We start from the raw sequence: 25,919 nt of genomic DNA on the forward strand, positions 1-25,919 counted from the left end.
CACACGAACCCGCAGGCGGTCGGCGCGAGTGCACGCCCCGTGGGCTGTGAAACCAGCTGTCCGGCTGCCGGAGCCCGGTGATAGACATCCGGAGTGAAAAAGAGTCTCGAGTTCCCCGACCTGCTGCGCCTGCTGGACGAACGGTCGGCCGCCTTCCGCGCCGCGGTCGCGGCCGCGCCCAGCCTCGACGTGCAGGTGCCGACCTGCCCCGAGTGGACGCTGTTCGATCTGGCGGAGCACATCGGCGAGGGGCGCCGCGCCTGGGCCGCCACCGTCGCCGCAGGGCCTGCTGCGGCCAAGTCCGCACCAGAGGGCGCCCCGGCTGCGCCTCGGGAGCGCGAGGCCCTGTTGGCCTGGTTGGCCGCGTCGACGCAGGAGTTGCTGGACGCACTGCGGGAGGCCGGCCCGGATCGCGGTTGCTGGACGTGGTGGGGTGCGTCCCAGTCGCCGCAGACCTGCGGTGCCGTCGCCCGGCACCAGCTCCAGCAGATCGCGGTGCACACCTACGACGCCCAGGTCACCGTGGGGGCCCCGGAGCCGCTGCCGGACGAGGTGGCACTCGACGGTGTCGAGGATTTCCTGTTCACCTGCGTCGCAACGACGAGTGCCTGGCCGCACAAGCCCACTGCCTTCGACTTCCACGCCACCGAGGGCCACTCCTGGCGCCTCACGCTCGACGGCGACGGCGCACGCTCCACCCGTATCTCCGCGCCCGGCACGGCACCTGTCGCCGCTGCCGGCGAGGGCCCGAACGCGGCCGGCGTCTCCGTCCGCGGTACGGCCGGTGAGCTGGTTCTCTTCGTGTACGACCGTATCCCGGCGGACTCCCTGCGGATGGACGGAGACGCAGGTCTGTTCGACCTGCTCCGCGCCTGGGAGCCGGAGGAGTAGGACCGACGACGCGCCACCTCGTCCCGAGGACACACGATCCGGGCCGGCCTCCCCTGGCCCGGATCGTCACATTCGTAACCCACATGACAATCCCCCTCGTCCCGCGCTTACCATTCGCCCAGCCGTACGCCAGTTCCCACCACCGGCACCGCCGCCCGACCCAGGAGCCCGGTACTCGTGTCCATACCTCCGCCCCCCGGACCCCAGCAGCCCCCAGGGTCCCCGGAGCAGCCCCAAGGGCCGTACGTACAGGGCCAGTACCCACCGCCGTCGCCGTACGCTCACGGCGCACCCGGTGCCCCGGGGCCGTACGCGCCCCAGCCTTACGGCCCGTACAGCCAGTACGGTCCGTACGGCCCCTACGGCCGCCCCGCGCCCGTCAACGGCGTAGCCATCGGCGCCCTCGTCCTCGGCATCCTCTGCTTCCTCCCGGCCGTCGGCCTGGCCCTCGGCCTGATCGCGCTCGCGCAGATCAAGAAGAAGGGCGAGCGCGGCAGGGGCATGGCGGTGGCCGGTTCCATCCTGTCCTCCGTCGGTCTGGTGCTGTGGGCGCTGGCGCTGGCCACCGGCGGTGCCTCCGACTTCTGGGAGGGCTTCCGGGACGCCGCGAGGGGCGAGGGCACCGCCTACGCGCTCGCCAAGGGCGACTGCTTCGACTCGCCGACCGCCAGCCTGGAGGGGGACGCGTACGACGTCGACGAGGTGCCCTGCTCCGGCAGGCACGACGGTGAGGTCTTCGCGGTGGTCACGCTGCCGGACGGCGACTTCCCGGGCGACGACGAGGTCACCGACATCGCCGACGACAAGTGCTACGCGCTCTCCGACGGTTACGCGATGGACACCTGGGCCGTACCGGACGACGTGGACGTGTACTACTTCATCCCGTCCGAGCAGAGCTGGCGCTTCGGCGACCGCGAGATCACCTGCCTGTTCGGCAACACCCAGGAGAACGGCAGGCTGACCGGCTCGCTGCGCAACGACAAGACGACGCTCGACACCGACCAGACCGTCTTCCTCTCCGCCGTCAACGCCGTCGACACGGCGCTGTTGGAGGAGCCCGAGGCGTACCCCGAAGAGGACCTGGCGGCCAACCAGGCCTGGGCGAAGGACGTCCACGCGGTGCTCGGCGAGCAGATCGAGGCCCTGCGCGGGCACGAGTGGCCGGCCGGGGCCGAGCAGCCGGTCGAGAACCTGGTCGAGGAGATGGAGGACGCCCGCAAGGAGTGGGCACGGGCGGCCGCGGCGAAGGACGCGGACGCGTTCTACACGCACTACGACCGTGGGTACGCGTACGTGGACGGCCGCGCGACCGTCACCGCGCGCAAGGCTCTGGGCCTGGACACCACTTTCCCGGCGTACGAGGAGGACTCGGACGGTGGCGATGAGAGCGAGAACGCGGGCGGCCTCCCTGTGTGACCGGAGGTGTGATCGCGGCTATAGCGGGGAGAAACTGCCTGCGTAAAGCCCTCCGGCACCACAAGTCATCACATCGAGTGATTCTCTGGCCTTTGCTTGCACGGCACAACCCAGGGTTGCCACGCTGTTGCTGTCTGTACAACCTGATGGGAGCGGCCAGTGACATTCGGTGAGCAGCCGGCGTACCTGCGCGTCGCGGGTGATCTCCGCAAGAAGATCGTCGACGGTTCGCTGCCACCGCACACCCGCCTCCCGTCCCAGGCCAGGATCCGCGAGGAGTACGGCGTCTCGGACACCGTCGCGCTGGAGGCGCGCAAGGTGCTGATGGCCGAGGGGCTGGTCGAGGGCCGCTCCGGGTCCGGGACCTACGTCCGTGAGCGCCCCGTGCCCCGCCGGATCGCCCGCTCCGGCTTCCGCCCGCCGAGCGGTGCCACGCCCTTCCGTCAGGAGCAGGCCGACGGCGAGACCCGCGGCACCTGGGAGTCCAGCAGCGAGCAGGCCGAGGCGAGCGTCTCCGTCGCCGAGCGGCTCGCCATCCGGCCCGGCGACCGCGTCATGTGTACGCGGTACGTCTTCCGGGACGCCGGTGAGGCGATGATGCTCTCCACCTCCTGGGAGCCCCTCGCCGTCACCGGCCGCACGCCCGTGATGCTGCCCGAGGAGGGTCCGCTCGGCGGCATGGGCGTCGTCGAGCGCATGGCTGCCATCGACGTCGTCGTGGACAACGTGACGGAGGAGGTGGGCGCGCGCCCCGGCCTGGCGGAGGAACTGCTGGCGTTGGGCGGCGTTCCCGGCCATGTGGTCCTCGTCATCCAACGCACCTACTACGCGTCCGGCCGTCCCGTGGAGACGGCGGACGTGGTGATCCCGGCGGACCGCTACCGGGCCGCGTACCACTTGCCCGTGAAGTAGCGCACACCTTTGATGAAGTAGCGCACTCCTCCGCCGCGGTTGTCACCACCGGAGCCCCAACTCCCGCCCCTTTCATCGTCGTTGGAATCGGGCCGTTTTCGCAGGTCGTAGCGGGCGTGTCCGCCATGCCTGTGACCGGATGCATCGACATCCACGCACGGCGCATTCGATGCCGTGCGCCCCCTGCGACTTGGCTGGTTGCGTACCTCTTTGTGAAAAGCCGTATTCGCTGCGTAAAGGTTAGGCGTAGGCTCGGGCATATGCGGATTGCGGTTTCCTTAGCGGGCGGGGCACGGCACAGGCCGCGAGCGAAGCGAGATGGGGGTCCCCCCGGCCGAAGGCTGGGGGAGGGGCTCGGGCGGTCGTGGGCGGGAAGGAGCGGTGGGGCGCGATGAACGACAGCACGATCACTCTTCCTTGGCTCGTCGTCCGGCAGGACGACAACGGCAATCGCTACCGCGTGGGCCGGTACGCCACCCGGGCGGAGGCCCAGAAGATCGCGGACAGCCTCGACAGCCGCGGACACAAGCAGCTGTACTGGGTCGAGCGGATCGCGCAGAACGGGGACAGCGCGGGCAGCTGACGAATCGCTGCCCGCACCCCGGCTCCCGTAGGCTCCGGCGCATGACGGAACGGATCGTGGTCGGTGCGGCACTCCTGGACCGGGGCCGCCTGCTCGCGGCACGCCGCAGCGCGCCCGAGGAACTGGCCGGGCGCTGGGAGTTGCCCGGCGGGAAGGTCGAGCCGGGGGAAGCGCCCGAGGCGGCGCTCGTGCGGGAGCTCCGGGAGGAACTCGGCGTCGACGCCGAGGTGATCGAGCGGGTGCCGGGACAGTGGCCCCTGAAACCTCCGTACGTTCTTCAGGTGTGGACCGCACGCCTCCTGCCCGGCACTCCGGAGCCCAAGCCCCTCCAGGACCACGACGCGCTGCGCTGGCTGGGCTCCGAGGAAGTCTGGGACGTGGACTGGCTCGACCAGGACGTGCCCGCGGTTCGGGAAGCCGCCGCGCGGCTGGGGGCGAGCTGAGCGGACCGGCGTCGCGAACCGCCCGGTGGTCTGACTCCCTGCGCGATATCGCCCTTGGATATCGGGTATGTGCCTATTAACCCCACGAAACCGGACATGGGCGAACCCGCTGGCCTGGGAAGTGATCGGCGTGATCGACACCGAAGGCGACTGCGCCGATTGGAGCTTTCCCGCAGAGCCGGGCGCGGTCCGCGCGGCGCGCGCAGCCGTTCGCGGCCGCCTGCGCGACTGGGGCCTGGACAGCCTCGCCGACATCACCGCACTCCTGGTCAGCGAGCTGGTGACCAACTCCCTCCGGCACGCCACGGGCCCCATCGGCGTACGCCTGGTACGCCCCGCCGCCCTCGGCGACGTTCTCCTGGTCGAGGTCTCCGACCCCCTCCCCGACCCGCCCCGCGAGCGCATCGCCCACCCCGAGGACGAAAGCGGCCGCGGTCTCCAGCTCGTGGCGCACTCCTCGCGCCGCTGGGGAACCCGGCCGGGCCGGAGTGCGGGCAAGACGGTGTGGTTCGAGCTCGCGGTGCCGGAGTGACCACCGCTGACTCAGGTTCCTCTACAACCCGTCAGTAGGCGTCCACACCGCTGTACGTCCGCCCTCACCCTGTCGCACGTCTGGTTCAGGCCAGTGGCAGTTGGCACGGATCGTGATTCGACTGCGTGTCCGCTGGTTAGAAGTCTGGAAGTGTTTCCGCGGCCGGGACCGAAAACCATCGGGAACGTGCTGTGATCGTGAACACCGTGTTGTGCGGGGCCGTAGTGCTGGATACTGCGGGCAGCCGCCGCCGGTGACCGGTGCCGGACGCGGTGAGCTGGAGGGGACGGTTCGCGTGAGCGAGATACCAGCGAAGGCCACGGAGTCCGAGGACCCGTCGGACGGCGCGAGGGCGAAGGCCGCCGGAGAGCGGGCGGCCCACGACCCACAGGCCTCCCCAGACACATCGGCCTCGCGAGACACATGGGCCTCGCGGGATACACGGGCTTCGCAGACCTCGCAGGACACAGAGACCGTCACCACCGCCGGCTTCGTCGACGACGCCCGCCCCGGCGACGCCGTCTGGCAGAGCAGCCCGCCCGGCTCGATCTACGACTACATCAAGGTCGCGTCCTTCTCCATCGGCCCCGACGGCCTGGTCGACCAGTGGAGCCTGCGCGCCGAGCAGCTCTTCGGCATCCCGGCCGGGCGTGCCGTCGGCATGGACCCCATCGAGGCGTTCATCGACCCCGACCTGCGCGAACAGGGCCAGCGCAAGATGGCCGAGATCCTGGACGGGCGGGAGTGGACCGGCGTGGTCCCCTTCCGGATGCCGGACGACGCCGACGGAGGGCGCGGCAAGGACGGCCTCGCCGAGGTGTACGTCATGCCGACGCGGACCGAGGACGGCGAGCGGGCCGCCGTGTGCATCGTCGTCGATGTCCGCACCCTGCGCCGGATAGAGACCGACCTCGCGGCCTCGCAGGCGATATTCGGTCAATCTCCGTTCGGCTTCCTGCTGATCGACCCCGAGCTGAAGGTCCGCCGCGTCAACAACCGGTTCGCCTCCCTGTTCGGCGGCACACCCGACAGCCACCGCGGCCGGGGCGTCCACGACTATCTGCAGCGCGCCGAGGCCGACCGGGTCGCGGCCACCCTGCGGCGGGTCATGGAGAGCGGCAACTCCATCACGGACATGCACGTCACGGGCTTTCTGCCGGGCTCCGAGGAGCGCCGCCACTGGTCCGTCAACCTCTACCGGGTGCAGAGCGGCAGCGGCCGCCCCATCGGCATCGCCTGGCTCGGAATCGACATCACCTCCCGGCGCGCCGCCGCCCGCGAGGCCGCCGCCGCGCGGCGCAATCTCGCCCTGCTGAACGAGGCCGGCGCCCGCATAGGGAACTCCCTCGACCTGGAGACCACGGCCCGCGAACTCCTGGACGTGGTGGTCCCCGGCTTCTGCGACCTGGCCACGGTCGACCTCTACCAGGGCCTGCTGGCCGGCGACGAGACCCCGCCCGGCCTCGCCGACGGCAGCGCGGAGCTGCGCCGCGTCGCCTTCGCCAGCGCGGTCTCCGACGCGCCCTTCGTCGGCGGCGGCGCCCCCGTGGCGGTCGGCGCCGTCCACCACTACCCCTTCAACTCGCCCTGCGCGGACGCCCTGCGCACCGCCCGGCCGCAGCGTGTGCCCGGCGAGGAGGGCGGCCTGGTGCAGTCCACGCTCGCCGTGCCGATGGTCGCCCACGACACGGTCGTAGGACTGGCGCAGTTCGCGCGTACGAAGGGCAGCGAGCCGTTCGGCGACCGGGACCGCGACCTGGCGGTCGAACTCGCCGCACGTGCGGCGGTCTGCATCGACAACGCCCGCCTCTACCGCCGCGAGCACGAACGCGCGCTGATACTGCAACGGTCCCTGCTCCCGCCGGGGGACCCGGTCGCGTCCGGCCTGGACATCGCCTGCCGCTACCTCCCCGGCAACGCCTCGTCCGACCGCCCCAGCGAGGTGGGCGGCGACTGGTTCGACGTCATAGAACTGCCCGGACACCGCACGGCGTTGGTCGTCGGGGACGTCATGGGCCGAGGCCTGCGGGCGGCCGTCGCGATGGGCGAACTCCGTTCGGCTGTACGAACGCTGGCCCTGCTGGACCTCGAACCGGCCGAAGTCCTCTCGGCACTGGACGAGATCGCGCGCGGCCTCGGCGCCCCCGGCGGCGTCCAGCAGGCGACCCGCGCGGCCCGCCGCCCCCGTGAGGCGGACCTCTCCGAGGTGTACCTGGCGACCTGCGTCTACGCGGTCTACGACTCCGTCACCCGCCGCTGCACCTTCGCCAACGCGGGCCACCTCCCACCGGTCCTGGTCGAACCCGGTGAGGCGGCGCTGATGCTGGACGTGCCGCCGGGGATGCCGCTGGGTGTGGGCGGCGAACCCTTCGAGGAGGTGGAGGTCGAACTGCCGGAGGGCGCGCTGCTGGCGCTCTACACGGATGGACTGGTCGAGTCCCGCGACCACCCCCTGGACGAGGGCCTCCAGGCCTTCGTGGGCGCACTCACCGACCCGGCCCGCCCCTTGGAGGACGTCTGCGACCACGTCCTCAACACCCTCGACTCCCACCACGGGGAGGACGACATCGCCCTGCTGATGGCCCGTGTCCAGGGCCTCCCGGCCGAATCGGTCGGCGACTGGACCCTGCCGCGCGAGCCGCGCAGCGTGGGCCGGGCCCGCGAGTACGCGCGCGGCCAGTTGCTGTCCTGGGACCTGGAGCCGCTGGTCGACACGACGGAACTCCTGGTCAGCGAACTCGTCACCAACGCGCTGCGCTACGGCGAGGGCGAGATCAGGCTCAGGCTGCTGCTGGACCGCACCCTGGTCTGCGAGGTCTGGGACTCCGGCCTGGTCCAACCCCGCCGCCGCCGCGCCCGGGACACCGACGAGGGCGGCCGAGGCCTCCAACTGGTCGGCCTCCTCAGCGCGGCCTGGGGCTCCCGCCGGACGCCCCGTGGCAAGACGGTGTGGTTCGAACTCCCGCTGCCGGGCGGCGAGAACGGGCTGGCGGATCCGGCGGAGGCGTTGCTGAGCCTGTTCTGAGCGCGCTGAGGCGGCGGGCGAGGGCAGGGGGGTCGCTCACGCGGAGGGTGTGTCGCAGCGTCACGCCTGTGTGGGCGGCTCGCCGGGCTGAGGGCCGGCCGGTGTCCGGCCTTCTGTCCGGCGGGGCGCGGGTTCGTTCACGCGGAGGTTGTGTCGCCGCGTCGCTCCCGTGTGCGCGGCCCGCCGAAGCTGACCGGCGGGCCGCCGTTCGGCTGTCCGCCCAGCAGCACCCCGCCGAGCACCGCCCCGGCGAGTCCGATGGCGTCCGCGCCCGGGCCGTCGACGGGGTGGCCGTGGGTGCGGATGTCCTGTTCGGCGAGGTCGCGGGCCTGTTGGGCCAGGGTGTCGGCCGTGACGAGGTCGGCGAGTTCCCGACGCGGGCTCCGCCCGGCCGGTACGGACGCCGGAGCCAGCAGTCTCCGGGCCTCCGCCAGCCGGGTGCGCGCCTCGCCGCCCACCGCGGCCCGATGCGTCGCGACGACGTCGTCCGCACCGGCGAGGGCACTGTGGGCGCACACCAGCGCGGCGGCCGCGATCACCCCGCCCCGCCCCGCGACGACGGGCCCGACGCCGCGCACGATCCGCCGCAGCAGGTCGAGGGGGTCGTACGGCCCGGAGATCAGCTCTTCTCGTACGCCGGCCAGGACGACGTCGGCGTGGCGGACACGGGCGCGCAGCTCCCCGGGAGGCACGTCCACATACGCGTCCCCCACCCCCGGCGCCGACTCCCGCGCCACGGTGAGCTCCGCCTCCCCGCCGGTCAGCGCCGCCGGAACCATCTCCGCGGCCGTCGCGAGCTCCCCGGCGAGCCGGTCGATGCCGTCGACGAAGACGGCGGCCTGGGCGATGGCGCCCTCGGCGGCGCGCAACTGGCCCGCGGCCCGCTCCAGCTCGCCCAAGTCGGCACTCTGGCGGGCGTGGTTGAGGCGGGCCGTGGCGAACACCAGCCGGTCCTTGGCCTGCTCGACATGGCCCGTGACGGCGGCGGTCGCCGAGGCGGCGTACCGCTCAGCGAGGCCGCGCAGCACGGCGTCGGCGCCCCCGGTCCGCCCCGCCAGCTCGCGGAACCGCCCCTCCGCGACCGCCAACGCCTCGCCCAGCCCGCCGCCCAGGCCCTCCTCCAACCCCCGCACCTGGTCGAACGCGGCGGCCTGCCCATCCAGCAACCGCCCCGCCTCCTCACCCCGCCCGAGGATCCCCGCCAGCACATGCCGCCGCGCCGCGGTCTCTCCCGGAACCCCGCCCTCGTACTGCCACCGCATCCGAAACGCGACCGCCAGCTCCGCCTCGGCATCCCGCAGTACCCGAGTGAACGGCTCGACGTCCGCCGCCCCGATCGAGGCCTCCGGCCGGTCGGCGACGAGCCCGACCCGTCCCTCGACGAAGCCGAGTTCCTCCCGACTCACCCGCACCCAGTCATCGGCCCGGACCAGCAGGACCCGCGCCCGCTCGTCGAGCTCCCCGATCTCCGGCTCGGTGCCCGGCACCGGCGCCCCACCCGGTGTCGTACGCCCCCGCGCCCGCCGCCTCCGCCGCAGGAACCCGTACCCCGCGAGCACCGCCACCGCGACGACGGCCAGCATCGGCATCACCAGATCGGCCGCGGACGTCTCCCCGACCTCCCCCTGCCCCACCCCACCGGCAACGGCCCGCGCCGCCCCGCCCGCGACCCGCCCCTGACCCCGGCCCGTCACCCCGGGCAGGACCAGCCACACCACCCCGATCAGCCCACCCACCAGCGCGAGCACGACCCGCACGGATATGTGCGAGGCACGCCGTGGCCGGCCCCGCCTCAAGGATGACGTCACATTTCGGAGCGTATGAGCAGGAATGCCCACGCGCGAGCGGGGTGCGTCCGGGGTGCCTTCCGGGTGTGCTCGGGGGCGGGGGAGCCGGTCGGGACCGCCGGTCGGCGGCCCGGACGGCGGGACCGCCGCCTGATCAACGCCTCATGATCTTCGACCCCAGCCACACCAACGGGTCGTACTTGCGGTCGACCGCCCGTTCCTTCAAGGGGATCAGCGCGTTGTCCGTGATCTTGATGCCCTCGGGGCAGACCTCCGTGCAGCACTTGGTGATGTTGCAGTAGCCGAGGCCGTGTTCGTCCTGGGCGGTCTTCTTGCGGTCCAGGCCGCTTTCGCTCGCAGCGTCCAGCGGGTGCATGTCCAGTTCGGCGACCCGCATCAGGAAGCGCGGGCCCGCGAACGCAGGCTTGTTCTCCTCGTGGTCGCGGACGACATGGCAGGTGTCCTGGCACAGGAAGCACTCGATGCACTTGCGGAACTCCTGCGAGCGGTCCACGTCCTCCTGCATCATCCGGTACTCGCCGGGGCCCAGGCCCTCGGGCGGCACGAAGGACGGGACCTCGCGCGCCTTCTCGTAGTTGAAGCCGACGTCCGTCACCAGGTCCCGTACCACCGGGAACGCCCGCAGCGGTGTGACGGTGATCGTCTCCTCGCGGGTGAACACCGACATCCGCGTCATGCACAGCAGCCGCGGCCGCCCGTTGATCTCGGCGGAACACGAACCGCACTTGCCCGCCTTGCAGTTCCAGCGGACCGCCAGATCGGGTGCCTGGGTGGCCTGCAGGCGGTGGATGATGTCGAGGACCACCTCGCCGTCGTTCACCTCGACCTTGAAGTCCTCCAGGCCGCCGCCTTGCACATCGCCCCGCCACACCTTGAAGCGGGCCTCGTAGCTGCTCACTGGTAGAGCTCCTCTTCGGCGAGGTACTTGACCAGCTCCTCCTTGTCGAAGAGAGCGAGCAGGTCCGGGCGGACGGGGTCGGTGGTCTCCCGTACGAGGTCGATCTGGCCGCGTTCCGGGTCCATGGCCGCGAGGCCGCCCGTCGGGTCGGCCAGCCGGCACAGCAGGTTGATGTTGCGCCACTTGCGGTCCATCGTCGGATGGTCCTCGCGGGTGTGGCCGCCCCGCGACTCCGTGCGCTCCAGCGCCGCCCGGGCCACGCATTCGCTGACCAGCAGCATGTTGCGCAGGTCCAGCGCGAGGTGCCAGCCGGGGTTGAACTGGCGGTGGCCCTCGACGCCGGCCCTTCGGGCCCGTACCCGCAGATCCGCGAGCTTCTCCAGCGCCTGCTCCATCTCGCCCTCGCGGCGGATGATGCCGACGAGGTCGTTCATGGTCTGCTGGAGCTCCTGGTGGAGGGTGTACGGGTTCTCCGGCGGGCGTCCGTCCGCCTCGCCCCCGACCGGGCCCTCCGCCGAGAAGGGCCGCAGCGCCTCCGCGGCCGCCGTGTCGACCTCCAGGTCGCTGACCTCGGGGCGTTCGAAGGCCCGCGCGGCCGCGTACTCGGCGGCGTGCCAGCCCGCCCGGCGCCCGAACACCAGCAGGTCGGACAACGAATTCCCGCCCAGGCGGTTCGAGCCGTGCATGCCGCCGGCCACCTCACCGGCCGCGTACAGGCCGGGCACGCCACGCGCCGCCGCCGTGTCGGACTCGACCGCGATACCGCCCATGACGTAGTGGCAGGTCGGCCCGACCTCCATCGCCTCCGCCGTGATGTCCACGTCCGCCAGCTCCTTGAACTGGTGGTACATGGAGGGCAGGCGTCGGCGGATGACCTCCGCCGGCATCCGGGTGGACACATCGAGGAAGACCCCGCCGTGCGGGGAGCCCCGGCCCGCCTTCACCTCGGCGTTGATCGCGCGCGCCACCTCGTCACGGGGGAGCAGCTCGGGGGGCCGCCGGTTGTTGTCCGGGTCCTCGTACCAGCGGTCGCCCTCCTCCTCCGACTCGGCGTACTTCTCCTTGAAGACGTCGGGGATGTAGTCGAACATGAACCGCTTGCCCTCGGAGTTGCGCAGCACCCCTCCGTCGCCTCGCACCGACTCCGTGACCAGAATCCCCTTCACTGACGGCGGCCAGACCATGCCCGTCGGATGGAACTGCACGAACTCCATGTTCAGCAGGGGTGCCCCGGCGAGCAGCGCCAGCGCGTGGCCGTCGCCGGTGTACTCCCAGGAGTTCGACGTCACCTTGAAGGACTTGCCGATCCCGCCCGTCGCGATGACGACGGCGGGGGCCTCCAGCACGAAGAAACGGCCGGTCTCACGCTCGTACGCGAAGACCCCGGAGACCCGGCCCGACGCGTCCTTGAGGATCCGGGTGACCGTGCACTCCTGATAGACCTTCAGCCGGGACTCGTAGTCGCCGGTCTCCTTCTTGTCCTCCTGCTGGAGCGAGACGATCTTCTGCTGCAGCGTGCGGATCAGCTCCAGGCCGGTACGGTCGCCGACGTGCGCCAGGCGCGGGTACTCGTGGCCGCCGAAGTTGCGCTGCGAGATCCGGCCGTCCTTCGTACGGTCGAACAGCGCGCCCCAGGTCTCCAGCTCCCACACCCGCTCCGGTGCCTCCTGCGCGTGCAGCTCGGCCATCCGCCACTGGTTGAGGAACTTCCCGCCGCGCATGGTGTCGCGGAAGTGGACCTGCCAGTTGTCGTGCGGGTTGGCATTGGCCATGGCCGCCGCGATGCCGCCCTCGGCCATCACCGTGTGCGCCTTGCCGAACAGCGACTTGCAGATCACGGCCGTACGGGCGCCTCGCTCGCGCGCCTCGATCGCCGCCCGCAGGCCCGCGCCCCCGGCGCCGACCACGACGACGTCCCACTCCTGCCGTTCGACCACGGACATTGGTTTCAGTCCCCACTCAATCTAGAAGAAGCGCGGATCGTCGAAGACCCCGGACGCGACGAGATAGACGTAGAAGTCGGCGAGCGCCACGCTCACCAGCGACGTCCAGGCGAGCAGCATGTGGCGGGCGTTGAGCTTCCCGATCCACTGCCACATCCGGTAGCGCACCGGGTGTTTGGAGAAGTGCTTGAGCTTGCCGCCGACGATGTGCCGGCAGGAGTGACAGGACAGGGTGTACGCCCAGATCAGCACGATGTTGACGAGGAAGACGAGGGTGCCGAGGCCCATGTGGCCCCACTCGTAGTTCTCGTCGCGGAAGGCGAGCACCGTGTCGTACGTCAGGATCCCGGCGACCGGGATCGCGGCGTAGAAGAAGTACCGGTGGATGTTCTGCAGGATCAGCGGGAAGCGCGTCTCACCGGAGTACTTCTTGTGCGGCTCCGCCACCGCGCAGGCCGGGGGCGACATCCAGAAGCCGCGGTAGTAGGCCTTGCGGTAGTAGTAGCAGGTCAGGCGGAAGCCGAGCGGGAAGATCAGGATGATGATCGCGGGGGAGATGCCCCACCAGCTCCCGAAGAGGTCCCAGTTCGGCCCGGCGCGCATGGGCTCGCAGTTCTCCGCCAGACAGGGCGAGTAGAACGGGGAGACGTACGGCGCCGCGTAGTAGTCCGCGTTCGCGAAGGCCCGCCAGGTCGAGTAGACGACGAAGGCGAGCAGACCGGCCGCGGTGGCGGCGGGAGCCAGCCACCAGCGGTCGGTCCGCAGGTGCGGGGCGGCGATCGCGGCGCGCGTACCGGTTCGTACGCCGCCGCTGTTCAGATGGGGTTCCGTACCAGTGGCCAATGCATGACTCCGGTCGGGTGTGGGTTCTAGGGGGCGTGGCGGTCCCGGGCGCCGAGACCCTCGTCATCCGTGTCGATCCACAGAGAGTCGTCGTACGGCGTGTCGGGGATGGTGACGAGCTCCGGTTTGCGCTGCGGGGTGGGGCTCGCGGCCGCCTCCCGAAGCAGCGCGACGCTCTCGCGCAGATGGTTGGCGTCGGTACGGACGCGGCGCATCTCGAGCCCGGCGGTGCCGAGCTGCTTCTCCAGCCGGCCCACGGACCGGGCCAGGTCGTCGAGGCAGCGCTGGACAGCTGTCAGGTCGTCTTGCACGGACATGACGTGACCTCACTTCCGTGGGCCCTTCGGCCCTGGGTGGCAACGTTCATGCGCCTGCGAGTGTTGCGCGTCACACCTGTCGCTGTGAAGGCGTGTGCAGCGATTGGCGGATTGCACACCTCCGACGCGCGCCCGCATGCGCTCTGTGTACGCCGGTGGGCCGGACGGAGTGCGGGGGCGCGTTGCTCCGTCCGCGTGGGAGCTCTTTGCTGATGCGTTGCTCCACACGGGTGGCGTTGCGCGTCCCCGCCGCCGTGTCGACTCCGCCTGGCGAACCCTTTCCTCTTCAGTGGGGGCCCTTAGATCTGATCAACTCCAAAATACCGCCAAACGTGATCAGAACACACTAATTGTCACCGGCGGGAGCGGCTCCCCGGAGGTACCTGAGATGTCCTACGACGGCGAGATGTCCTACGGCGGCGTCGGACCCGGGCGCCGGACGGGCCCTGGCCGCACCTCGGTCACGCGGTCGGTCACCTTCCTGGCCGCGGCGGTGCTCGCCGTGCCCGCGCTCGCCGGTTGCAGCGACCCCGACCCGGCCGGAAAGCCGCTCGCCGGGCAGGACATCGGATCGGCCGACCGGGACCAGGTCGCCGACGGCGGCACGCTGCGGTGGGCCGTGGACGCCGTGCCGGAGACGCTGAACACGTTCCAGTCGGACGCCGACGCGACCACCACCCGGATCGCGCAGGCCACCTTGCCCTCGATGTACCGGCTCGACGCGAGCGGGCGCCCGGAGCGCAACCCCGACTACCTGGAGTCGGCCAAGATCGTCGAGACCGAGCCCAAGCAGGTCGTGCTGTACAAGCTGAACCAGCAGGCCGTCTGGAGCGACGGCCGGGAGATCGGCGCCGCCGACTTCGCCGCCCAGTGGCGGGCCCTGTCCGGCAAGGACAGCGCCTACTGGACCGCCCGCAACGCCGGCTACGACCGGATCGAGAAGATCGAGCGCGGCAAGGGCGACCTGGAGGTCCGGGTGACCTTCGCGCGGCCGTACGCCGACTGGCGCTCTCTCTTCTCGCCACTGTACCCGAAGGAGGTCATGGGCACGCCGGACTCGTTCAACGACGGGGCGCGGCGCAAGCTCAAGGTCAGCGCCGGGCCGTTCGCCGTGAAGCGGATCGACCGCAAGAGCGACGAGGTCCGGCTCGCCCGCAACCCCCGCTGGTGGGGAGAGCGGGCCAAGCTGCAGGAGATCGTGCTGCGGTCCGTGCCGCGCGACGAGCGCGCCGCCGCACTGGCTTCCGGACAGCTCGACCTGGCCGAGGTCGACCCCGCCGCGGCCCGGCGCATCGCGCTCGCCGCGCCTCCCCGGACCGCGACCACCGGGACACCGGCCGGTTCCGCTTCGCCGCTGATGGGCCCGGACCGGCGCAGGATGACCCCCGAGCAGCGGCGCGAGGCGGCGGCTTTCCGGGGCTTCGAGGTGCGCAAGTCCCTGGAGCCGACGTACACCCAGCTCGCCCTCAACGGCGCCGACGGTCCGCTCGCCGACGAACGGGTGCGCCGGGCTGTGGCCCGCGCGATCGACCGCAAGGAGCTGGCGAAGCTCGTCCTGACCCCGCTGGGCCTGCCCGCCGAGCCGGTCGGCAGCCACCTCGCGCTGTCCGGCCAGGCCGCGTACGCCGACAACAGCGGGGCGATCGGCGGCCAGGACACGGCGGAGGCCCAGGCGCTGCTGGAGGACGCGGGGTGGGTGCGGGGCGGGCCGATCAAGGAGACGGAGAAGGAGAAGAACGCGGCGGGACCGGAGGGGAAGAAGGCCGACAAGGCGGAGAAGAGCGGGAAGGACGCCGAGAAGGACGGCGCGAAGGACACCCGAAAGGACACCGGAAAGGACCCGGGGAAGGACCCGGAGTCGTCGGGCGGGGACGCCGGGCGGTACATCGTCGGGGAGGACAACAAGGCGGACGGCGGTGAGGGCCGCGAGGGGGAGCATCTCGCCCAGGAGGGCAAGCAGTACGGCAACAAGCCGCTGAACCAGGGCTCGGCGCCCGGCGCGTACGCCCCCCAGGGCACTCCGGCACCGGCGGGCACTCCCGCACCGGCGGGTGCGGCGGCTGCCCGGCCACTGGCGAAGGACGGCAAGCCGCTGTCGCTGCGCTTCGTGGTGCCGGAGGGCGAGGGCTCGCAGACGCTGCGCACGGTGGCGGACCGGATCAGCCTGATGCTGGAGCGGGTCGGCATCCGCACGGCGATCACCAAGGTCTCGGACGACAGCTACTTCAAGGACCACATCGCGTCCGGCCAGTACGACCTCGCCCTGTACTCCTGGCCCAGCTCCGCCTACCCCGCCACCGACGCCCGCCCCATCTACGCCAAGCCGGTGCCGGCCGCCGACGGCTCCCTGAACGTCGAGCAGAACTACACGCGCGTCGGCACCGACCAGGTCGACCAGCTCTTCGACCAGGCGATCGCCACACTCGACGAGTCCGAGTCCCGCTCCCTGATCCGCAAGGCCGACTCCCGGATCTGGGCGGCCGCCGGCTCGATCCCCCTCTACCAGCGCCCCCAGCTCACCGCGGCGAGGACGAACGTCGCCAACGCCGGCGCCTTCGGCTTCGGGACACCGGTGTACGAGGACATGGGCTTCCTGAAGAAGGCGGCGAAGCCGTCGGCGACGGCGTCGGCCGGCTAGGCAGGGGGCCGCAGGCCCCCAGTGCGGGCCTGCAGGAGCGGCAATCCTCCAGCTGACCTGCACTGAAGCATCCCGCCAAGCCCCAGCGGCAGCGGCCCCGTACCATGGGGTGAGGCCGTGGCATGTTCCGCCCGGCAGGGCCCGCGTAACACAGACGTACGCAGCAGGGCCGTCCACTCACTCCGGGAGTACGCCGCAATATGGCCACGCGCCACGACATCCGCAACGTCGCCATCGTCGCCCACGTCGACCACGGCAAGACCACCATCGTCGACGGCATGCTGAAGCAGGCCGGTGCCTTCGCCGCGCACCAGCTCGACTCTGTCGACGACCGCATGATGGACTCGAACGACCTGGAGCGTGAGAAGGGCATCACGATCCTCGCCAAGAACACGGCGGTGAAGTACCACCCCAAGGACGGCGGGGACCCGATCACGATCAACATCATCGACACCCCGGGCCACGCCGACTTCGGTGGCGAGGTCGAGCGCGGTCTGTCGATGGTGGACGGCGTCGTGCTGCTCGTCGACGCCTCCGAGGGCCCGCTGCCCCAGACCCGCTTCGTGCTGCGCAAGGCCCTCCAGGCCCGGCTGCCGATCATCCTGTGCATCAACAAGACGGACCGGCCCGACGCCCGGATCGACGAGGTCGTGAACGAGACGTACGACCTCTTCCTCGACCTGGACGCCGACGAGGAGCAGATCGAGTTCCCGATCGTCTACGCCTGCGGCCGGGACGGCATCGCGTCCCTCACCAAGCCGGAGGACGGGACCGTGCCCGCCGACTCCACCAGCCTGGAGCCGTTCTTCTCCACCATCCTGGAGCACATCCCGGCCCCCACCTTCGACGAGGACGCCCCGCTCCAGGCCCACGTCACCAACCTGGACGCCGACAACTTCCTCGGCCGTATCGCCCTGCTCCGCGTGCACCAGGGCGAGCTGAAGAAGGGCCAGACCGTCGCGTGGATGAAGCGCGACGGCTCCGTGACCAACGTCCGCATCAGCGAGCTGATGATGACCGAGGCGCTCACCCGCAAGCCGGCCGAGGTGGCGGGCCCCGGTGACATCTGTGCCGTCGCCGGCATCCCGGACATCATGATCGGCGAGACCCTCGCCGACACCGAGAACCCGGTACCGCTGCCCCTGATCACGGTCGACGAGCCCGCGATCTCCATGGTCATCGGCACCAACACCTCCCCGCTGGTCGGCCGCGGCGGCACCGGCAAGGGCGCCGACGCCAAGGCGGCCGTCAAGGACCGCAAGGTCACCGCCCGTCAGGTCAAGGACCGCCTGGACCGCGAGCTGATCGGTAACGTCAGCCTCCGCGTCCTGGACACCGAGCGCCCCGACGCCTGGGAGGTGCAGGGCCGTGGTGAGCTGGCGCTGGCCATCCTGGTCGAGCAGATGCGCCGCGAGGGCTTCGAGCTGACCATCGGCAAGCCGCAGGTCGTCACCAAGGACGTGGACGGCAAGGTCTACGAGCCCGTCGAGCGCATGACCGTCGACGTGCCCGAGGAGCACATGGGTGCCGTCACGCAGCTGATGGGCGTGCGCAAGGGCCGTATGGACAACATGTCCAACCACGGCTCCGGCTGGGTGCGGATGGAGTTCGTCGTTCCGTCCCGTGGTCTCATCGGCTTCCGGACCGAGTTCCTGACGCAGACCCGCGGCACCGGCATCGGGCACTCCATCCACGAGGGCTTCGAGCCCTGGTTCGGCACCCTGACGACCCGTAACAACGGCTCGCTGGTCGCCGACCGCTCCGGTGCCGTCACCGCGTTCGCGATGACCAACCTCCAGGAGCGCGGCGTGCTGTTCGTGGAGCCCGGCACCGAGGTGTACGAGGGCATGATCGTCGGCGAGAACTCGCGCGCCGACGACATGGACGTCAACATCACCAAGGAGAAGAAGCTCACCAACATGCGGTCGTCCACGGCCGATGTCGCCGAGTCGATCGTCCCGCCGCGCAAGCTGTCGCTGGAGCAGTCCCTGGAGTTCTGCCGTGACGACGAGTGCGTCGAGGTGACGCCGGAAGCGGTGCGCATCCGCAAGGTGAACCTGGACGCGCGCGAGCGCGCCCGCGCCGCGAGCCGCGCCAAGCACGGCTGAGTATCGGACACTTGAGCCCGGGCTCCCCCGTCATGGGGGAGCCCGGGCTTTTTCGCAAGCCGTTTTTCCTGGCCGAGAACCGACCCCATGACCGAAATGCGGAGAATCTCGCACGATAGCCAGGTAACAAGTCCGTTTCGCGCCCTTCACGGGCAAACGGTTTGTCCGGATTCTGGAAGATCTTTGCGTGAGCTGTGACTGAATTGAGATTTAAGACGGGTGGTCGGTAGTTGGCGCATGGCAGATAGTTAGCGGCACCAGGGGGTTGGCTGACCCTTCCTACGCGCGTCCGGCTGCGGGATCCCGCACGCCTCGTTCTGGCATATCCATACCAGCGAAACGGGCGAAACGTGACAAGTCGTATCGGTATTGAGGGTGGCGGTACCTCGGCCATCACGGACGGCGAACCACCGCCGGACGCGAAGGCCGAGGACGAGCAGTTGGTCGGGCGTTCCCCCGGCCAGCTGATGTGGATCCGCTTCAAACGTGACCGCACCGGCGTGATCTCGGCCTATGTCGTCATCTTCTTCTTCCTGATCGGCCTGCTCGCGCCGGTGATCTCCCGGCTGTACGGCAAGGACCCGTACACGGTGTACGCCGACGAACGCCCCGAGCTGTTCGACAGCGCGGGCGTGCCGGTGCAGCCCAACGGCGGGATCAGCGGCGAGTTCTGGTTCGGCCTCGAACCGGGCAACGGATACGACGTCTTCACCAAGTTGCTCTACGGCATCCGGACTTCGCTGGGGATCTCGGTCGCCGTCACCCTCGCCACCGTGCTCACCGGGATCCTCCTCGGTGTCACGGCCGGCTACCTCGGCGGCAAGGCGGACTACTGGATCAGCCGGGTCATCGACTTCCTCCTCGCCTTCCCGTCCCAGCTGTTCTTCATCGCCAGCATGCCGGTCGTGGTCTCACTGTTCGTCAGCCCGCGCGACGAGACGCCCGTCTACGTCCGGGTGGTCGCCCTGATCCTCGTGATGTGGTTCCTGGGCTGGATGAGCCTCGCGCGGATCCTCAGAGGCACCACACTCGCCCTGAGGGAACGGGAGTTCATCGAGGCGGCCAAGGTCAGCGGGGCCCCGCCGTGGCGGATCATCCGCAAGGAGATCCTGCCGAACGTGGTCACGCCGATCCTCGTACAGGGCACCTACATGCTCCCCAACTTCGTGACCGCCGAGGCCGGTCTGTCCTTCCTCGGCGTGGGCATCGTCGAACCGACGCCGGACTGGGGGCAGATGTTCTCCAAGGCGTCCACCGAGCTCGTGATGCAGAACGACATCACCTACATGTTCTTCCCCGGCATCTCGATGATCATCTTCATCGTGGCGTTCAACCTGCTGGGGGACTCCGTCAGGGACGCCTTCGACCCCAAGACGGCGCGCTGACGCACCGGTTGGCACTACGCACTTCTCACTACGCACTACGCACCACGCACTAGGCACTACGCATTACGCACTTCGCACCAGGCACTACGCATTTCGCATTTGGCACCTGGCACTTCCTTCGCACAGCACTGGTGACACACAGATGGGTGGAAACTGAGTGATGAGTAGGGGCGGACGCCACGTATACGCGGCAATCTCGGTGCTCGCGGCCGGCGCACTCGTGCTGACCGGGTGCAGCGAGGGCGGCAGCAAGGGCAGTGGCAACGACAAGGAACAGCAGGAGAACGCCGAACGGCAGCAGGCGGCCATCAAGTTCGGGGACGCCGCGGCGTCCAAGGGCCCAGCCGCCGAGGTCCCCGGCGCCAAGAGCGGCGGCACCATCTCGGTGCCGGCCCGCGACAGTTACGCCCACCTGGACCCGGCCCAGGTCTACGTCCAGGACGAGATGTCGGTCTCCCAGCTGCTGCACAGAGGGCTCACCGGCTACAAGGCGACCAGCAACGACGGCAAGAAGCACGAGGTCGTCGGCGACCTCGCCACCGACTCCGGCACCACCACGGACGGCGGCAAGACCTGGAAGTACACGCTCAAGGACGGCATCAAGTTCGAGGACGGCTCCGCGATCACCTCGGCCGACGTCCGCCACACCTTCGAGCGGCAGTTCGCGTCCTTCATCAACCAGGGCCCGCCCTACGTCCAGCAGTGGCTGGCCGACACCCCGGGCGCCGACTACCGCAAGCTGCTGCCGGACGGGCCGTACAAGGGCAAGCACCTGCCGGACAGCATCCTGGAGACGCCGGACGAGAAAACGGTCGTCTTCAAGTTCAAGACGGCGCGCCCGGACCTGCCGTACGCCCTGGCCATGACGGGTTACGCCATCGTCTCCGAGAAGGGCGACACCAAGGAGAAGTACGACAAGGACCCGGTGGTGACCGGGCCGTACAAGATCCAGGAGTTCAAGTCCGGCAAGTCGATGGTGCTCGTGAAGAACACCAACTGGGACCCGGCCACGGACCCGCTGCGCCACCAGTACGTCGACCGGTTCAACATCACCTTCAACCAGCAGTACGAGGACTCCACCAAGGCGCTCCTCGCCGACAGCGGCGCCGACAAGACCGGTGTGAGCTTCAGCAACGCCGTCGACGCGGGCAACCTCTCCAAGGTCCTGAACGACCCGAAGCTGAAGTCGCGTACGGTCGGCGGCTACCAGCCGTACGTCGGCCAGATGAACATCAACATGAGCCACCCGGAGATGAAGGAACTCAAGGTCCGTCAGGCCATCGCCTACGCCCTGCCGTCCACGCCGTTCGTGCGTGCCTACGGCGGCACCGACGCGATGGAGGTCGCGGGCGGCATCATCAGCCCGACCGTGAGCGGCTACGACCCCTCGTTCGACCCGTTCGGCAAGAAGAAGAAGCCCGCCGGTGACCCGGCCAAGGCCAAGAAGCTCCTGGAGGAGGCCGGCAAGGTCGGCCTGAAGCTGACCTTCGGCTACATCAACACCCCGGAGGGCCAGCAGTACTCCACCGCCATGGCGGCGGGCCTGGAGAAGGCCGGCTTCGACGTCCAGCGCCAGGAGATCCCGGCCGAGACGTACTACGACCAGGTCAGCAGGCTGGACAACAACTACGACATCTTCCACACCGCGTGGGGCGCCGACTGGCCGTCCGCCTCGACCGTGATCCCGCCGCTGTACGACGGACGCGGGATCGCCGAGGGCGCCCAGAACTACTCCCAGGTCAACGACCCCAAGGTCAACAGCGAGATCGACCGGATCAGCAAGATCACCGACCCGGTGAAGGCCGCGGCCGAGTGGGAGAAGCTCGACAAGTACCTGCTCACGGAGGTCGTGAACGTCGTGCCGACCGGCTACTACAAGCAGACCCAGATCGCCGGGTCGAAGATCGGCGGCCTCGTCTACGACGACATCATCGCCGGCGTCGACCCGCGCCGCCTGTACGTCAAGTAACCCCGCCAGCCCGGCACCCGGCGCGTCCGCCGCTCAGGACGGCGCACCGGGTGCCGCGCCGGACAGGCCAGAGCCCGCCGACGTCTGAGAGCTGCCTGCCATGCTGCGCTTCCTGGTCCGCCGGTCCCTCGGCGCCGTCGTCATCCTCTTCCTGCTGAGCATCGTCACGTTCCTGCTGTTCTTCGGGATGCCGCGTGACCCGGCGCTCCTGATGTGCGGCAAGACGTGCACCCCGGCCAACCTGGAGAACCTGCACCGGGTGCTGGGCCTCGACAAGCCGATCCCCGAGCAGTACTGGATCTTCCTGACCAACCTCGTCACGGGCAGCGACGACTTTGCCCAGGGCCCCTGCCCCGCCCCCTGCTTCGGGTACTCGTACCACTCCAACGAGCAGGTCTGGGGCACCCTGATGGACCGTCTGCCCACCACCCTCTCGCTCACCCTCGGCGGGGCGGTCTGCTTCCTGATCATCGGCCTGGGCGCCGGACTGATCGCCGCGTGGAAGCGCGGCACGATCGTCGACAAGAGCTTCACGGCCGGCGCGATGGTGATCAGCTCGATGCAGATCTACTTCCTCGGCCCGCTCGCCCTGGCGATCCTCGTGTACCAGACGCACCTCTTCGACAAGCCCGCCTACAACGAGTTCACCGAGAACCCGGGCGCCTGGTTCTCGGGGCTGATCATCCCGTGGGTCGTCCTCTCCACGATCTTCGCCTCGCAGTACACCCGTATGGCCCGCTCGTCGATGATCGAGCAGCTCCAGGAGGAACACGTGCGCACCGCCCGCGCCAAGGGCATGTCCCGGCGGTACGTCTTCTTCCGCTACGCCTGGCGCGGCTCGCTGATCCCCATCGTCACCATCTTCGGCATCGACCTCGGCTCACTGCTCGGCGGCGCCATCATCACCGAGTACACCTTCGGGCTCCCGGGGCTCGGCCGGCTGGCGGTGGAGTCGGTGTTCTTCAGCGATCTGCCGCTCCTCTTGGGCGTGATGCTGTTCTCCGCCACCATGATTCTGCTCTGCAACATCGTCGTCGACGCCGCGTACGCCTTCATCGACCCGCGCGTGCGGCTGGCCTAGCCCGCGCCGAGGAGCTGCTTTGGGAGCACTGACGTGACCACTTTGACCAAGGAAGCCGGCGCCCCCGTGCCGGCCGACGCGGACGCGTTCCTCTCGGTGCGGGACCTGCACGTCAGCTTCCGGACCGAGGACGGCGTCGTACGGGCCGTGGACGGGCTCTCCTTCGACCTGGAGCGCGGCAGCACGCTGGGCATCGTGGGCGAGTCGGGCTCGGGGAAGTCGGTGACGAACCTGACGATCCTCGGGCTGCACAACCCGATGTTCACCACCGTCGAGGGCGAGATCCTCCTGGAGGGCCAGGAGTTGACCACGGCCCGGGAGTCCGAGCTGGAGAGGCTGCGCGGCAACAAGGCCGCCATGATCTTCCAGGACCCGCTCACCGCGCTGTCGCCGTACTACACGGTGGGCCGGCAGATCGCCGAGCCGTACATGAAGCACATGCGTGCCTCGAAGAAGGCCGCCTGGGAGCGAGCGGTGGAGATGCTGGGCAAGGTCGGCATCCCCAACCCGAGGCAGCGGGCGAAGGACTACCCGCACCAGTTCTCCGGCGGTATGCGCCAGCGCGCGATGATCGCGATGGCCCTGGTCTGCGACCCCGACCTGCTCATCGCCGACGAGCCGACCACCGCCCTGGACGTCACGGTCCAGGCCCAGATCCTCGACCTGCTGAAGGACCTGCAGCAGGAGTTCGGCTCGGCGATCATCTTCATCACCCACGATCTCGGGGTGATCGCCGACATGGCCGACGACATCATGGTGATGTACGCGGGCCGCGCGGTGGAGCGCGGCACCGTCGACGAGGTGCTGAGGGCGCCCCAACACCCGTACACCTGGGGCCTGCTGAACTCGATGCCCCGCCTGGACTCGGACCCGAACGCCCCACTGGCCCCCATCCCCGGCACCCCGCCCTCCCTGCTCCATCCGCCCTCCGGCTGCCGCTTCCACCCCCGCTGCACCTTCCGGGACCGCGTCGGCGGCACCCGCTGCGAGACGGAGATCCCGCTGCTCGCCCCGGACCGCTCGTCCGCCTGCCACCTCACGGCCGAGCAGAAACGAACCATCTTCATCGAAGAGATCAAGCCCCGACTGGGCTAGCGCCCCGCATGGGCCATGCGCCCCGCATGGGCCAGCGCCCCGATCAGCCACGTCTGAGGAGGACTACGGCTATGACAGAGGACCTCGTCCTCCCCGCTCCCCGCGAGGCCGCCACCGACGCGCCCGGCGAACCGCTGCTGGTGGTGGAGAAACTCGTCAAGCACTTCCCGGTGAAGGGCGGCTTCCCGATCCGCCGCACGGTCGGCCAGGTGCAGGCGGTGGACGGCATCGACCTGACCGTGCACGTCGGTGAGAGCTTCGGTCTGGTGGGGGAGTCGGGCTGCGGCAAGTCGACGACGGGCCGGCTGATCACCAAGCTCCTCGAGCCGACGGGGGGCAGGATCGCGTACCGCGGCAAGGACATCACACGGGCCTCGCGCAAGCAGATGGCACCGATCAGGTCCGAGATCCAGATGATCTTCCAGGACCCGTACTCCTCACTGAACCCTCGCCAGACGGTCGGCAAGATCATCTCGGGCCCGATGGAGATCAACGGAATCGAGCCGGAGGGAGGAAGGGAGAAGCGGGTCCGTGAGCTGCTGGAGATCGTCGGCCTCAACCCCGAGCACTACAACCGCTTCCCGCACGAGTTCTCCGGCGGTCAGCGCCAGCGCATCGGCGTGGCAAGGGCGCTGGCCCTGGAGCCGAAGCTGATCGTGGCGGACGAGCCGGTCTCGGCACTCGACGTCTCCATCCAGGCGCAGGTCGTGAACCTGCTCCAGAAAGTCCAGCAGGAGCTGGGTATCGCGTTCCTGTTCATCGCCCACGACCTCGCCGTCGTACGGCACTTCTCGCAGCGCGTGGCGGTCATGTACCTCGGCAAGGTGATCGAGGTCGGCGACCGCGACTCCATCTACACCCGCCCCCGGCACCCCTACACCCACGCCCTGCTGTCCGCAGTGCCCGAGGTCAACGTCTCCGGCGAGGAGGCGACCCAGCGGGAGCGGATCCGGCTGGCCGGTGACGTGCCGTCCCCGATCTCACCGCCCTCCGGCTGCCGCTTCCGGACCCGCTGCTGGAAGGCACAGGACAAGTGCGCGGCCGAGGAGCCGCCGCTCGTCCAGATCTCCGGCAACCACGCGGGCCACCTGACGGCCTGCCACTTCCCGGAGGAGCCGACGACCGAGGCGCGGGACGAGGACATCGTGCTGGATCCGGCGTTGGCGGCGCTGGAGGAGGGCGGGGAGGGCCAAGGGGACAGGCCCTAGCGGTAGGCCTGGCGGTAGGCCTCCGCCACGGTGATGATCTCGGGGCACGTGGAGGTGAGCGGGCCTCGTCCCCAGTCGCCGTACTGCTCGACGACGGCGAGACCGGCTTCGTGGAGGAAGGCGGACAGGGCGTCGGGGCCGAGGAAGCGCAGGGTGGTGCGGCTGACGGCAGGAGCCGGCCAGGTGTCGCAGTCGTACGTCTCGGTGAAGGTCACCCGGTCTCCGGCGACGGGCCCCTCGACCTCATGCCACACGCGTACGGCACGCCCGTCCGCGTCGGTGGCCCGGTGCACCCGGTCCGGTGTCCACGCCCGCCACGCCCGCGCGCCCGGATTCCGCGTCTCGAACACGAACCGCCCACCGGGACGAAGAGCTCGACGCACGGCGCGTAGCGCGGCACGCAGCTCCTCGTCGCAGAGCAGCACCTGAAACGCGTGCCCGGTCATCACGACCAGGTCGAACTCCGCGCGCCAGTCGCGCGTCCGCAGATCTCCGAGCACCCACTCGACGTCACCGTCGTGCCGGCGGCCCTGTACGAGCATGGCGGCGGCCGGGTCGAGCCCCACGAGCCGCCCGCGGTGACCGTCGGCATGGGCCCGCCGGAGCAGCCGTCCGGTGCCGCAGCCGACGTCGAGCACGGCGCGGGCGGACGTCACATACCCGAGGTAGAAGTCGTCACCCGGACCCCACGGGTTGAGGGCGTCGTACCACGCGGCGAGCGAGAGATCCCCGAACGACCGATCGACCATTCGCGGAAGTGTGCCACAACTGCCGCTGCGCTACGGCGGTTTCGGCGCCGACAGCACCGCCGGGACGTCGAGGCG

20 protein-coding genes are annotated in these 25,919 nt (G+C 70.1%); 14 read left to right on the forward strand and 6 right to left on the reverse strand.

What is annotated here, in order from left to right; all coding sequences use genetic code 11:
* Positions 1 to 93 precede the first annotated feature (93 nt).
* The 7 genes from IF78_RS0120305 to IF78_RS0120335 all read left to right on the forward strand — a co-directional run bounded on the left by IF78_RS0120305 (position 94) and on the right by IF78_RS0120335 (position 7,802).
* Positions 94 to 891 carry a maleylpyruvate isomerase family mycothiol-dependent enzyme gene (locus tag IF78_RS0120305; RefSeq protein WP_031483827.1) on the forward strand — a complete coding sequence of 266 codons (798 nt, stop codon included), beginning with the start codon at positions 94 to 96 and terminating at the stop codon, positions 889 to 891.
* Positions 892 to 1,068: 177 nt separating this feature from the next.
* Positions 1,069 to 2,307, forward strand: a complete 1,239-nt coding sequence (locus IF78_RS0120310; RefSeq protein ID WP_031483829.1) for a DUF4190 domain-containing protein — start codon at positions 1,069 to 1,071, stop codon at positions 2,305 to 2,307.
* A gap of 159 nt (positions 2,308 to 2,466) precedes the next feature.
* Positions 2,467 to 3,219, forward strand: coding sequence for a GntR family transcriptional regulator (locus IF78_RS0120315; protein ID WP_031483830.1), 753 nt, complete (start codon positions 2,467 to 2,469; stop codon positions 3,217 to 3,219).
* A gap of 391 nt (positions 3,220 to 3,610) precedes the next feature.
* Positions 3,611 to 3,802, forward strand: a complete 192-nt coding sequence (locus IF78_RS0120320; protein ID WP_031483832.1) for an SPOR domain-containing protein — start codon at positions 3,611 to 3,613, stop codon at positions 3,800 to 3,802.
* A gap of 41 nt (positions 3,803 to 3,843) precedes the next feature.
* Positions 3,844 to 4,245: a (deoxy)nucleoside triphosphate pyrophosphohydrolase gene (locus tag IF78_RS0120325; protein WP_031483834.1), complete on the forward strand. Its 402-nt coding sequence runs from the start codon at positions 3,844 to 3,846 to the stop codon at positions 4,243 to 4,245.
* Positions 4,246 to 4,312: 67 nt separating this feature from the next.
* A complete protein-coding gene (locus IF78_RS0120330) occupies positions 4,313 to 4,777 on the forward strand; it encodes an ATP-binding protein (RefSeq protein WP_051828035.1) in 465 nt (154 codons plus the stop codon).
* Positions 4,778 to 5,072: 295 nt separating this feature from the next.
* Positions 5,073 to 7,802 (forward strand): SpoIIE family protein phosphatase, encoded by a 2,730-nt coding sequence (locus IF78_RS0120335; protein ID WP_031483838.1) that lies wholly within the window; start codon positions 5,073 to 5,075, stop codon positions 7,800 to 7,802.
* Positions 7,803 to 7,939: 137 nt separating this feature from the next.
* Here IF78_RS0120335 and IF78_RS0120340 read toward each other — a convergent pair whose 3' ends face one another.
* The 5 genes from IF78_RS0120340 to IF78_RS0120360 all read right to left on the reverse strand — a co-directional run bounded on the left by IF78_RS0120340 (position 7,940) and on the right by IF78_RS0120360 (position 13,611).
* Positions 7,940 to 9,610, reverse strand: a complete 1,671-nt coding sequence (locus IF78_RS0120340) for a hypothetical protein (RefSeq protein WP_031483840.1) — start codon at positions 9,608 to 9,610, stop codon at positions 7,940 to 7,942.
* A gap of 133 nt (positions 9,611 to 9,743) precedes the next feature.
* Positions 9,744 to 10,508, reverse strand: a complete 765-nt coding sequence (locus IF78_RS0120345; RefSeq protein ID WP_031483842.1) for a succinate dehydrogenase/fumarate reductase iron-sulfur subunit — start codon at positions 10,506 to 10,508, stop codon at positions 9,744 to 9,746.
* Positions 10,505 to 12,451 carry a fumarate reductase/succinate dehydrogenase flavoprotein subunit gene (locus IF78_RS0120350; protein ID WP_031483844.1) on the reverse strand — a complete coding sequence of 649 codons (1,947 nt, stop codon included), beginning with the start codon at positions 12,449 to 12,451 and terminating at the stop codon, positions 10,505 to 10,507. The genes IF78_RS0120345 and IF78_RS0120350 overlap by 4 nt, the downstream gene beginning before the upstream one ends.
* A 21-nt stretch (positions 12,452 to 12,472) precedes the next feature.
* Positions 12,473 to 13,294, reverse strand: coding sequence for a hypothetical protein (locus IF78_RS0120355; protein WP_031483846.1), 822 nt, complete (start codon positions 13,292 to 13,294; stop codon positions 12,473 to 12,475).
* Between the two features lie 26 nt (positions 13,295 to 13,320).
* Entirely contained in the window at positions 13,321 to 13,611 is a 291-nt protein-coding gene (locus tag IF78_RS0120360; protein WP_031483848.1) for a hypothetical protein, read from the reverse strand.
* 406 nt (positions 13,612 to 14,017) lie between these two features.
* On the opposite strand from IF78_RS0120360, the gene IF78_RS0120365 reads away from it, so the two are divergent.
* From IF78_RS0120365 to IF78_RS0120395, 7 genes are all read left to right on the forward strand, one after another.
* A complete protein-coding gene (locus IF78_RS0120365; RefSeq protein WP_031483851.1) occupies positions 14,018 to 16,249 on the forward strand; it encodes an ABC transporter family substrate-binding protein in 2,232 nt (743 codons plus the stop codon).
* Positions 16,250 to 16,449: 200 nt separating this feature from the next.
* On the forward strand, positions 16,450 to 18,357 hold the full coding sequence (typA, locus tag IF78_RS0120370; RefSeq protein WP_031483853.1) for a translational GTPase TypA: 1,908 nt from the start codon (positions 16,450 to 16,452) through the stop codon (positions 18,355 to 18,357).
* Positions 18,358 to 18,707: 350 nt separating this feature from the next.
* Positions 18,708 to 19,742: an ABC transporter permease gene (locus IF78_RS0120375; protein WP_031483855.1), complete on the forward strand. Its 1,035-nt coding sequence runs from the start codon at positions 18,708 to 18,710 to the stop codon at positions 19,740 to 19,742.
* A gap of 160 nt (positions 19,743 to 19,902) precedes the next feature.
* Positions 19,903 to 21,711 carry an ABC transporter substrate-binding protein gene (locus tag IF78_RS0120380; RefSeq protein ID WP_031483857.1) on the forward strand — a complete coding sequence of 603 codons (1,809 nt, stop codon included), beginning with the start codon at positions 19,903 to 19,905 and terminating at the stop codon, positions 21,709 to 21,711.
* A 100-nt stretch (positions 21,712 to 21,811) separates the two neighbouring features.
* The gene (locus IF78_RS0120385; RefSeq protein WP_031483859.1) at positions 21,812 to 22,792 is read left to right on the forward strand and encodes an ABC transporter permease; all 981 of its coding nucleotides are present in this window, start codon (positions 21,812 to 21,814) and stop codon (positions 22,790 to 22,792) included.
* Positions 22,793 to 22,825: 33 nt separating this feature from the next.
* Complete coding sequence (locus IF78_RS0120390) at positions 22,826 to 23,887, forward strand: ABC transporter ATP-binding protein (protein WP_031483861.1); 1,062 nt, start codon at positions 22,826 to 22,828, stop codon at positions 23,885 to 23,887.
* A 71-nt stretch (positions 23,888 to 23,958) separates the two neighbouring features.
* On the forward strand, positions 23,959 to 25,095 hold the full coding sequence (locus tag IF78_RS0120395; RefSeq protein ID WP_031483863.1) for an ABC transporter ATP-binding protein: 1,137 nt from the start codon (positions 23,959 to 23,961) through the stop codon (positions 25,093 to 25,095).
* On the opposite strand, the gene IF78_RS0120400 is transcribed toward IF78_RS0120395, so the two are convergent.
* Complete coding sequence (locus IF78_RS0120400; RefSeq protein ID WP_031483865.1) at positions 25,092 to 25,844, reverse strand: class I SAM-dependent methyltransferase; 753 nt, start codon at positions 25,842 to 25,844, stop codon at positions 25,092 to 25,094. The two genes, IF78_RS0120395 and IF78_RS0120400, sit on opposite strands and share 4 nt — an antisense overlap.
* Between the last annotated feature and the right edge of the window lie 75 nt (positions 25,845 to 25,919).

It is taken from the genome of Streptomyces bicolor (assembly GCF_000719285.1).
Taxonomy (GTDB): Bacteria; Actinomycetota; Actinomycetes; order Streptomycetales; family Streptomycetaceae; genus Streptomyces; species Streptomyces bicolor.

Bases quoted from the DNA above. Each gene is read 5' to 3' on its own strand.
- IF78_RS0120320 (WP_031483832.1), top strand. From the start codon at position 3,611: ATGAACGACAGCACGATCACTCTTCCTTGGCTCGTCGTCCGGCAGGAC.
- IF78_RS0120365 (WP_031483851.1), top strand. From the start codon at position 14,018: ATGTCCTACGGCGGCGTCGGACCCGGGCGCCGGACGGGCCCTGGCCGC.
- IF78_RS0120350 (WP_031483844.1), bottom strand. From the start codon at position 12,451: ATGTCCGTGGTCGAACGGCAGGAGTGGGACGTCGTCGTGGTCGGCGCC.
- IF78_RS0120400 (WP_031483865.1), bottom strand. From the start codon at position 25,844: ATGGTCGATCGGTCGTTCGGGGATCTCTCGCTCGCCGCGTGGTACGAC.
- IF78_RS0120330 (WP_051828035.1), top strand. From the start codon at position 4,313: ATGTGCCTATTAACCCCACGAAACCGGACATGGGCGAACCCGCTGGCC.
- IF78_RS0120380 (WP_031483857.1), top strand. From the start codon at position 19,903: ATGAGTAGGGGCGGACGCCACGTATACGCGGCAATCTCGGTGCTCGCG.
- IF78_RS0120325 (WP_031483834.1), top strand. From the start codon at position 3,844: ATGACGGAACGGATCGTGGTCGGTGCGGCACTCCTGGACCGGGGCCGC.
- typA (WP_031483853.1), top strand. From the start codon at position 16,450: ATGGCCACGCGCCACGACATCCGCAACGTCGCCATCGTCGCCCACGTC.
- IF78_RS0120395 (WP_031483863.1), top strand. From the start codon at position 23,959: ATGACAGAGGACCTCGTCCTCCCCGCTCCCCGCGAGGCCGCCACCGAC.
- IF78_RS0120385 (WP_031483859.1), top strand. From the start codon at position 21,812: ATGCTGCGCTTCCTGGTCCGCCGGTCCCTCGGCGCCGTCGTCATCCTC.
- IF78_RS0120360 (WP_031483848.1), bottom strand. From the start codon at position 13,611: ATGTCCGTGCAAGACGACCTGACAGCTGTCCAGCGCTGCCTCGACGAC.